General features: G+C 64.0%; 10 protein-coding genes and 3 tRNA genes. 1 reads left to right on the top strand and 12 read right to left on the bottom strand.

The genetic code is table 11. From position 1 onward, the window contains the following. The 10 genes from FHW64_RS25945 to trpE form a co-directional block, all read right to left on the bottom strand. A partial coding sequence (locus tag FHW64_RS25945) for a GTP-binding protein (RefSeq protein WP_082519739.1) occupies positions 1–92 on the bottom strand: 92 nt, incomplete at its 3' end. 74 nt (positions 93–166) lie between these two features. Further along, positions 167–241, bottom strand: a tRNA-Thr gene (locus FHW64_RS25940). A gap of 37 nt (positions 242–278) precedes the next feature. Then, positions 279–352: transfer RNA gene (locus tag FHW64_RS25935), tRNA-Gly, on the bottom strand. Positions 353–462: 110 nt separating this feature from the next. Then, positions 463–548: transfer RNA gene (locus tag FHW64_RS25930), tRNA-Tyr, on the bottom strand. Positions 549–684: 136 nt separating this feature from the next. Beyond that, complete coding sequence (locus FHW64_RS25925) at positions 685–1389, bottom strand: uracil-DNA glycosylase (RefSeq protein WP_184531087.1); 705 nt, start codon at positions 1387–1389, stop codon at positions 685–687. Beyond that, positions 1386–2186: an indole-3-glycerol phosphate synthase TrpC gene (gene trpC / locus FHW64_RS25920; RefSeq protein ID WP_184531086.1), complete on the bottom strand. Its 801-nt coding sequence runs from the start codon at positions 2184–2186 to the stop codon at positions 1386–1388. Before trpC ends, FHW64_RS25925 begins: the two co-directional genes overlap by 4 nt. Before the next feature lie 14 nt (positions 2187–2200). Beyond that, positions 2201–3229 (bottom strand): anthranilate phosphoribosyltransferase, encoded by a 1029-nt coding sequence (gene trpD, locus FHW64_RS25915; protein WP_184531085.1) that lies wholly within the window; start codon positions 3227–3229, stop codon positions 2201–2203. A gap of 49 nt (positions 3230–3278) precedes the next feature. After that, complete coding sequence (gene ltaE, locus FHW64_RS25910; protein ID WP_184531084.1) at positions 3279–4334, bottom strand: low-specificity L-threonine aldolase; 1056 nt, start codon at positions 4332–4334, stop codon at positions 3279–3281. A gap of 8 nt (positions 4335–4342) precedes the next feature. After that, a complete protein-coding gene (locus FHW64_RS25905) occupies positions 4343–4927 on the bottom strand; it encodes an aminodeoxychorismate/anthranilate synthase component II (RefSeq protein WP_184531127.1) in 585 nt (194 codons plus the stop codon). A 26-nt stretch (positions 4928–4953) separates the two neighbouring features. Next, the gene (gene trpE, locus FHW64_RS25900) at positions 4954–6456 is read right to left on the bottom strand and encodes an anthranilate synthase component I (protein ID WP_184531083.1); all 1503 of its coding nucleotides are present in this window, start codon (positions 6454–6456) and stop codon (positions 4954–4956) included. Positions 6457–6739: 283 nt separating this feature from the next. Here trpE and FHW64_RS25895 point away from each other — a divergent pair, with 283 nt between their 5' ends. After that, the gene (locus FHW64_RS25895; RefSeq protein ID WP_184531082.1) at positions 6740–7330 is read left to right on the top strand and encodes a chalcone isomerase family protein; all 591 of its coding nucleotides are present in this window, start codon (positions 6740–6742) and stop codon (positions 7328–7330) included. A gap of 25 nt (positions 7331–7355) precedes the next feature. Here the strand turns inward: FHW64_RS25895 and gph are convergent, their stop codons facing one another. Both gph and FHW64_RS25885 read right to left on the bottom strand, forming a co-directional pair. Next, the gene (gene gph / locus FHW64_RS25890; RefSeq protein WP_184531081.1) at positions 7356–8033 is read right to left on the bottom strand and encodes a phosphoglycolate phosphatase; all 678 of its coding nucleotides are present in this window, start codon (positions 8031–8033) and stop codon (positions 7356–7358) included. A gap of 107 nt (positions 8034–8140) precedes the next feature. Then, positions 8141–8884 carry a response regulator transcription factor gene (locus tag FHW64_RS25885; protein WP_260306340.1) on the bottom strand — a complete coding sequence of 248 codons (744 nt, stop codon included), beginning with the start codon at positions 8882–8884 and terminating at the stop codon, positions 8141–8143. Between the last annotated feature and the right edge of the window lie 147 nt (positions 8885–9031).

Below are 9031 nucleotides of genomic sequence, written 5' to 3'. Positions count from 1 at the left end.
GCCGCCGTCAGAGTCGTCTTGCCATGGTCAACGTGACCAATCGTGCCCACGTTCACGTGCGGCTTCGTGCGGGTGAATTTTCCTTTTGCCATTTTCTCGACTCCGAAAAATAACTAGATCAACACACTGACATGGGGTTGCAGCCACCGGACTGCAACCCCAAAACTGGTGCCCATTGCGGGAATCGGACCCGCGACCTCTCCCTTACCAAGGGAGTGCTCTACCACTGAGCCAAATGGGCAATATTCAAAACAACCTACACAGCGCCGACGGACCTTTGGAGCGGGAGACGGGAATCGAACCCGCGTCATTAGCTTGGAAGGCTAGGGTTCTACCATTGAACTACTCCCGCATTGCGACGCAATCCGTCTAGATCAGATCACATCGCTTCACGGTCAGAGCCTTCACCTTCGCTTCAGCTCCGCACATCACATTCAAGCGCTCTGCAAAATCCATTTTCGCTGGTGGAGAGGGCTGGATTCGAACCAGCGTACTCGTAAGAGGGCAGATTTACAGTCTGCTGCCATTAACCACTCGGCCACCTCTCCGGCGAACCTCGAAATATAGCACGATTGCCAGCCTGCGTCGATGACAGTTTGGTGATTCGTGCTGCCGCGTCGTACCGTTACATCAACGTCCCGGCGTAGCGCCTCAAGCCTTCGATTCTCGCATGGAATCAAGCAGTTACCCCGCTGTGCGCTGGGCGTCACGCCATGCCCGGGCCTCACCAAAATGACCGCACCCGATGAAAGGCACCGGCGGCCGCATCGCAGACAGCGGAGACGGATGGTTCGACATCAACACTTTGTGACGACTTGTATCGATGAGCGATCGCTTGCTCTGCGCATGCGATCCCCAGAGCATGAAAACGCTCGGTTGCCCCATGGTCGCAACGTGACGTATCACCGCGTCCGTCAGCACTTCCCATCCACGCCCGGAATGACTGGCAGGTTGCCCCTCCTCGACGGTGAGGCAGGTGTTGAGCAGCAACACGCCGTTCTTCGCCCACTTGACGAGGCTGCCACCAGGATCCGGAAATGCCGGCGGACGCGCGCCCAAGTCGCGCTCGAGTTCCTTGAAGATGTTGCGCAGCGACGGCGGCAGCGCCACGCCGGGTGCCACGGAGAACGCGAGACCCTCAGCCTGGCCACGCCCGTGATAGGGGTCCTGCCCCAGGATCACGACGCGAACATCCTCTGGGGGCGTGAGTTCGAGCGCTCGCAGCGGGCGCGGGGGGAAGATCACCGCGCCGACATCGAGCCTGTCCTGAAGGAAGCCCAGCAACCGCTGCCCCACCGCGCCAGCAAAGAATTCGTCGACCAACGGCTGCCAACCGGGCGCCACGGGCCAGTCGGCTGGATTGCTGCTGGTCAGCTGATCCGCGCTCAACGGAACATCTCCGCGAGCGCTTCGCCCGGCTCGTCGGCACGCATGAACGCCTCGCCGACAAGGAACGAATGGACCCCAGCCTCCCTCAGCTTCGCGACATCGGCACGCGACGAGATGCCCGACTCGGTCACGAGGAGTCGCCCTTCCGGAACCTGCGCAAGCAGATCGATCGTGGTCTCGATCGAAACCTCGAAAGTGCGCAGATTGCGGTTGTTCACGCCAATCAGGGGTGTCCGCAGTTTCAGCGCCCGCTCGAGTTCGGCGCCGTCGTGCACTTCAACCAGCACGGCCATGCCCAGCCCTGCAGCGATTGCCTCGTATTCGCGCATCTGTGCGTCGTCGAGGCAAGCGGCGATGAGCAGGATCGCGTCGGCGCCAATCGATCGTGCCTCGTAGACCTGGTAGGCATCCACGATGAAGTCCTTGCGCAGCACAGGAAGGTCGCAGGATGCGCGAGCCTGCTTCAGATAGTCGATGCCGCCCTGGAAGAACTGGCGATCGGTCAGCACCGACAGGCACGCTGCGCTCACCTTGCCATCGCCCGCCGCATAGCTCTGCGCGATGTCGGCGGGAACGAAATCCGCACGAAGGACGCCCTTGCTTGGGCTCGCCTTCTTGACCTCCGCAATGACGGCAGCAGCACCGGCGGCGATCTTCGCGCGCAAAGCGCCGACGAAATCACGCGTGAGCACGCGGCTTTCCGCGTCGAAGCGAATCGCTTCGAGCGAAGTCCGCCTCTTCGCCGCTGCGACTTCTTCGCGCTTGACCGCAACGATCTTTTCGAGGATGTCCGACATTTGGCCCGCCTTCCTCAAGCCGCAGCGGCCGTGGCCGCGACGAGTTCCGCGAGCTTGGCCTTCGCCGCGCCGGACTCGAGTGCAGCGCGCGACTGCTCGATGCCAGTCGCGATCGAGTCAGACACGCCAGCCGCATAGAGCGCGGCGCCCGCATTCAGGAGGACGATATCGCGCGCAGGGCCGGCCTTGTTGTCGAGTACGCCGAGCAGCATCTCGCGCGACTGGTCAGGCGTCTCGACGCGCAGCGTGCGATTGCTCGACATCGCAAAGCCGAAGTCCTCCGGATGAAGCTCGTATTCGCGCACCTCGCCGCCCTTGAGCTCGCCCACCATCGTGGCGGCGCCTAGGGAAATCTCGTCCATGCCGTCACGGCCATAGACCACGAGCGCGTGCTCTGCGCCCAGCCTCTGCAGCGCACGCACCTGGATACCCACGAGGTCCGGATGGAACACGCCCATCAGGATGTTGGGCGCCCCCGCCGGATTGGTGAGTGGGCCCAGGATGTTGAAGATGGTCTTGATGCCCAGCTCCTTGCGTACCGGCGCCACATTCTTCATCGCGGGATGATGGTTCGGCGCGAACATGAAGCCGATGCCCACATCGGCGATGCATTTGGCGATCTGATCGGGCTTCAGGTTGATGTTGACGCCGAGCGACTCGAGCACGTCCGCGCTGCCCGACTTGCTGCTCACGCTCCGCCCGCCGTGCTTGCTGACTTTTGCGCCCGCCGCTGCTGCAACGAACATCGAGCAGGTCGAGATGTTGAAGGTGTGCGAGCCGTCGCCGCCGGTGCCAACGATGTCGACAAGGTGCGTGGTGTCGGCCACCGGCACCTTCGTCGAGACCTCGCGCATCACCTGCGCGGCAGCGGTGATCTCGCCAATGGTTTCCTTCTTGACGCGCAGGCCCGTGATCAGCGCGGCCATCATGACCGGCGAGCATTCGCCGCTCATGATGAGGCGAACGATGTGCAACATCTCGTCGTGAAAGACCTCGCGATGTTCGATGGTGCGTTGCAGGGCTTCCTGGGGGGTGATGGGCATGTGAATGTCTCGCTCGGTTCGATGGATCGGGTCGTTGAGGGAAGTCCGCTCAGGCACGGAAGAAGCTCCGTATGGCGCCGATGGCGCGATCGATGCCGTTCGCGTCGACATCGAGATGGGTTGCGAAGCGCAGCCGGTACAGCCCGGTGGCGAGCACGCCCTCCTTCTTCAGATGCGCAAGGAGCTCCGCCGAGCGATGGCGCGCTTCCCCCTCCAGGTCGACGAAGAGCAGGTTGGTCTGGGGCGCCTCGACACGCAGCTCGGCAATACCTGCCAGCCCGTCCGCGAGCCGGCGCGCGAGCTCGTGGTCCTGGGCGAGCCTGTCGATGTGATGTGTGAGCGCGTGGGATGCCGCCGCAGCCAGCACACCGGCCTGCCGCATGCCTCCGCCGGCCATCTTGCGGATGCGGTGCGCGCGAGCGATGAAGTCGCGCGAGCCGCACAAGGCCGAACCGACCGGCGCACCGAGCCCCTTGCTGAAGCAGACTGACACGCTGTCGAAGCATCCAGCGATGCGTCGCGCTTCGGACCGCACGTCGGAACCGGTTTGCGCAGCCTGCGCCGTCGCGGCATTGAAGAGCCGCGCCCCATCGAGGTGGCGAGCGAGCCCCTTGCGGCGAGCGAGATCCGTCGCCTGCTGCACATATGCGAAGGGCAGCAGCTTGCCGCCAAGGGTGTTCTCGAGCGCGAGGAGGCGGGTCCGCGCGAAGTGCGCATCGTCGGGCTTGATCGCTGCCTCGATCTCTTCGAGCGCGATCGTGCCGTCAGGCTGGTGATTCAGCGGCTGCGGTTGCACGCTGCCGAAGACCGCGGCGCCGCCGCCTTCCCAACGGTAGCAATGCGCCTGCTGCCCGACGATGTATTCGTCGCCGCGCTGGCAATGCGACAGGATTGCGCAGAGATTGCTCTGCGTGCCCGTCGGCACGAACAGCGCCGCCTCGAAGCCCAGCATGCCTGCGATCTGCTCCTGCAGTGCGTTCACGCTGGGGTCGTCGCCGAACACGTCGTCACCGACAGGCGCGGCCATCATCGCGTCGCGCATGGCGGCGGCCGGCTTGGTCACGGTGTCGCTACGCAGATCGATCAGATTCGATGAAGTGCTCATGTCGTGTCTCACTCCAGGAAGTTCTTCAGCATGGCGTGGCCGTGCTCGGTCAGGATGGATTCGGGATGGAACTGCACACCTTCGATGCGCACGTCGTGCGCGAAGCCGGTGTGTCGCACGCCCATGATCTCGCCATCGTCCGTCCACGCGGTGATTGCCAGTTCGGGTGGGCACGTAGATCGCTCGATGGCCAGCGAGTGATAGCGGTTCACGCTGAATTTCTCGGGCAATCCGGCAAAGACGCCTTCGCGCGTGGTCGTGATCTGGCTGGTCTTGCCGTGCATCAGCTCTTGCGCGCGGATGACCTTTCCGCCGAAGGCTGCGCCGATCGACTGATGGCCCAGACACACGCCGAGGATCGGCAGACGCCCCGCAAACTCGCGAATCGCAGCGACGGACACACCCGCCTCCGCCGGCGAGCATGGCCCCGGCGAGATCACCAGTCGCCCGACCCCACCGGCGATGCGATCGCGCAGCTGGTCCAGCGTGATCTCATCGTTGCGGAACACCTCGACCTCGGCGCCAAGCTCGCCGAAGTACTGCACGAGGTTGTAGGTGAAGCTGTCGTAGTTGTCGATCATCAAGAGCTTCATCGCCTGACTCCGATCTGCTTTGCCGCTCATTCCAGCCCCTCCTCGACGAGTTCGGCTGCGCGCAGCAGCGCGCGCGCCTTGGCTTCGGTCTCTTTCCATTCGAGCTCGGGAACCGAATCGGCGACCACGCCGGCGGCCGCCTGCACGTGCAGCATCTGGTCCTTGACAATCCCGGTACGGATTGCGATGGCCACATCCATGTCGCCGGCGTAGCTGATGTAGCCGCAGGCGCCACCGTAGATGCCGCGCTTGGTCGGCTCGAGCTGGTCGATCAGCTCCATCGCATGCACCTTGGGCGCGCCGGTCAGCGTGCCGGCCGGGAAGGTGGCCTTGAGCACGTCGATCGCGGTCATGCCGTCCTTCAGCGTGCCTTCGACATTGCTCACGATGTGCATCACGTGGCTGTAGCGCTCGATGGCGAAGGCTTCGGTCACCTTCACCGTGCCGATCTTCGCGATGCGGCCGATGTCGTTGCGCGCGAGGTCGATCAGCATCACGTGCTCGGCGCGCTCCTTGGGATCGTTGATGAGCTCGATCTCCGCCGCCTTGTCGAGCTCAGGCGATGCACCGCGCGGGCGGGTGCCCGCGAGCGGCCGGATGGTGATCTTCTGTTCCCCCTCGCCGGTGTGCTCCTGCCGCACGAGGATCTCGGGCGAGGCGCCGACCACATGGAAATCGCCCAGGTCGTAGTAGTACATGTAGGGCGATGGATTGAGCGACCGCAGCGCGCGATACAACGACAGCGGCGATTCCGTGTAGCGCTTGCTGATGCGCTGGCCGACCTGCACCTGCATGAAGTCGCCCGCGGCGATCAGCTCCTTCGCGCGCTCGACAGCGGCGAGGTAGTCGGCCTTTGCGAAGCTGCGCTGAGGCGGGTGCGCTTGCGATGGCCGCACCTGCGGCGCGCTCACCGAGTACTTGAGTTGCTCGCGTAGCTCGCGCAAACGGCGTTTGGCATTGGCGTACGCCTCGGGCTGCGCCGGATCGGCATAGACGATCAGGTAGAGCTTGCCCGACAGGTTGTCGATGACGGCCAGTTCCTCGCATTGCAGCAGCAGGATGTCGGGGCAGTGCAGCGCATCGGGCGGGCAGGTTTTTTCGAGCTTCTTCTCGATGTGCCGAACCGCGTCGTAGCCGAAGTAGCCAGCCAGTCCGCCGCAGAAGCGCGGCAGTCCTGGCCGCAGAGCAACCTTGAAGCGCTGTTGGTAAGCCGCAACGAAGTCGAGCGGATTGCCTGCGACTTTTTCCACGACTTTGCCGTCGGTAACAACCTCGGTCACGGCGTCCGATCCGAAGCCGGAAGCTCTCAAGAAGGTGCGCGCAGGCAGCCCGATGAAGCTGTAGCGGCCGAAGCGTTCGCCGCCTACGACCGACTCGAGCAGGAAGCTGTTGCGGCCGCTGTCCTTGGTGTAGGCGAGCTTGAGGTAGAGGGAAAGAGGGGTCTCGAGGTCGGCAAAGGCCTCGACCATCAGCGGAATGCGGTTGTAGCCCTGCGCGCTGAGGCTTTTGAATTCGAGTTCAGTGATCACGGGTGGGGTCTCCGTCTGCCAGCTGACGCTCCACGGTCGCTGGCGGTCCATCCAGATTGGCCGCTCAGGAGTGAGGGCCGCGGGCGCACGGCGTGCGCCGTGCAATCAAGCAAGCAACGTCGATGGCGTACGCCAAGGCCAGGCTCCCCGGCTGCCTTGACCTGTCTGGATGACGTGATGAATGAACATGGAATCGGGAGTTTAGCCGAGGGACAACGGGTATACAAAAAGATACATTCAGTTTATTAATCTGATGTCGCTGCCTAACGGGAGCCTTTTTCAAATGCGCAAGTCCGCCCTTCGCCAAGCTGTCGCGCTGACCGCCTTCGCCCTCGCATCGTTCGCCGCCGTCGCGGCACAGGTCGATGTGGCCGGGGTGAAGCTCGACGACGCCATCGACATGCATGGCAGCAAGCTGCAACTCAACGGCGCAGGAGTGCGCTACAAGGCCGTTTTCAAGGTCTACACCGCCGGCCTCTACCTCGGCAAGAAGGCGGGCACTCCAGAAGAAGTCCTGGCCGCGCCGGGCGCGAAGCGCGTCACCATCACCATGCTCCGCGACATCGACGCGAACGAGCTCGGCAAGCTCTTCACGCGCGGCGTGGAGGACAACTCGCCCAAGAACGAGATGTCGCAACTGATTCCCGGGCTGCTCCGGATGAGCGGCATCTTTTCCGAACAGAAGCAGCTCCGGACCGGCGATAACTTCACCATCGACTGGGTGCCCGGCAGCGGCACCGTCATCTCGGTGAAGGGGGTGCCTCAGGGCGAGCCGATCAAGGAGCAGGCTTTCTTCAACGCGCTCGTACGCATCTGGCTCGGCCCGAGCCCCGCGGACTGGAAGCTCAAGGACGCCCTGCTCGGAAAGAGCTGATCCCCACCGTCAGCGCGTCAGCACATCAGCGCAGGTGCCCCAGTTCGGCGAGGGAGTCGACGAAGCCATCCGCGTCCACCCCCCGGACGGGCTCGCCGTGGTTGTAGCCATAGCTCACCAGCACGACAGGGCAACCTGCTGCACGCGCCGCTTTCGCGTCGTTGCTGGAGTCGCCGACCATCAGGGTGCGGGCGGGAGGCGTTCCCAGCGCTTCGCAGGCCTTGAGCAGCGGAAGGGGGTCCGGCTTCTTCTTCTCGAAGGCATCGCCGCCGAACATCACCTCGAAGAATGCGTCGAGCCCCTTGATCGCCAGCAGCGGCCGCGCGAAAGCGGTCGGCTTGTTGGTGAGGCACGCGAGGCGGAGGCCCCGCTCCCGAAGCGCCGAAAGACCGTCGACCACGCCCGCATAGACCTCGGCGTGCTGCCCGTTGATGGCGAGGTAGTGGTGCTGATAGCGCGGCCAGGCACGGTCGAACCACGCGTCGCCGTCTTCCGAGGTGCCGCGCACATGCAGCAGCACGGAATGGATCAGATGCTCCGACCCCTTGCCGACCATCCGCTCCACCGTCGCCCCATCGATATGCGGCAGCGCGAGTTCGTCGAGCATGCGGTTGAGCGCCACGACAAAGTCGCCAATCGTGTCGACCAGCGTCCCGTCGAGATCAACGATCGCCGCGTCCAAGTTTGAAAGTTCCAAGGACATGCCCCGAGCATAAAACCAGGAATCCCGCGGAACCGGCTCCGCCGGCCCGCCGGGATTGCCCCCTGAAAGGGGGTGTCAGAGCCACACGAGGTGGGCGAGGCTGGGGGTCAAGCCTCAGTCAGCGATTGCGCGGCCACCACCGCCTCGGTCCGGTTGCGCACATTGAGCGCCCGGAAAATCGCCGCCAGGTGGATCTTGACCGTGCCTTCGCTGATCCCGAGCGCACGGCCGATCAGCTTGTTCGGCTTGCCTTGCGAGAGCAGTTGCAGCACCTCGACCTGCCGCTCCGTCAGGACGTTGCGCAGATGCTCGAGCGTCTGGGCGCCCCCGGGCGCGGCGCCGGACCGCTGCACCGCATCCGAACCGGGAATTCCGGCAATGACGCCGGGCGGCACCGACGACAGCATCATCGGCGGCACGTAGACACCACCCGCGAGCACCAGCCGCACGGCGGACAGCATGACCTCGGGCGAATAGGCCTTGGGAATGAAACCGAGCACGCCACGTTCCAGCGCGCTGCGCATGACCGCCGGGTCTTCATAGCCCGACAGCACGATCACCGGCACGGCCGGATGCCGGCGGCGGATCTCGTCGATGTGGGCCTGTCCCTCTGCACCCGGCATGTTCAGGTCGATCATGGCCAGGTCGATGTCGTCGGATGCACCGGCGAGCAATTCGTCGACGCTCATTGCCAACACGAATTCGATGTCAGCTTCGATTTCCGACAGCTTGGCCTTGACCGCTTCGATGACGAGCCGGTGGTCGTCGGCGATCAGGATTTTCATGGCTTTCCCCAGCGTCAGTAATGAACTCAGCACGCTGAAGATACCGGTGAAACCGGCGCGCAGCAAGGCGCAATCGCTTTCCGAACGACATAGCACCCAAGCGGTATGGCGCGGTCGGGCGCGCATGGAAGAATCGTTTCGCATCCAGAAACGACAGGGGACACGGGCATGTGCCATCGTTGCAGGCGCGATCGCAGCGCTTTCCCCGTCGTC

Source organism: Variovorax sp. Sphag1AA (genome assembly GCF_014192575.1).
Taxonomy (GTDB): domain Bacteria; phylum Pseudomonadota; class Gammaproteobacteria; order Burkholderiales; family Burkholderiaceae_C; genus Variovorax.
Note: the sequence above shows the minus strand (reverse complement) of the source record. Positions and strands in the feature narration are given on the sequence as shown.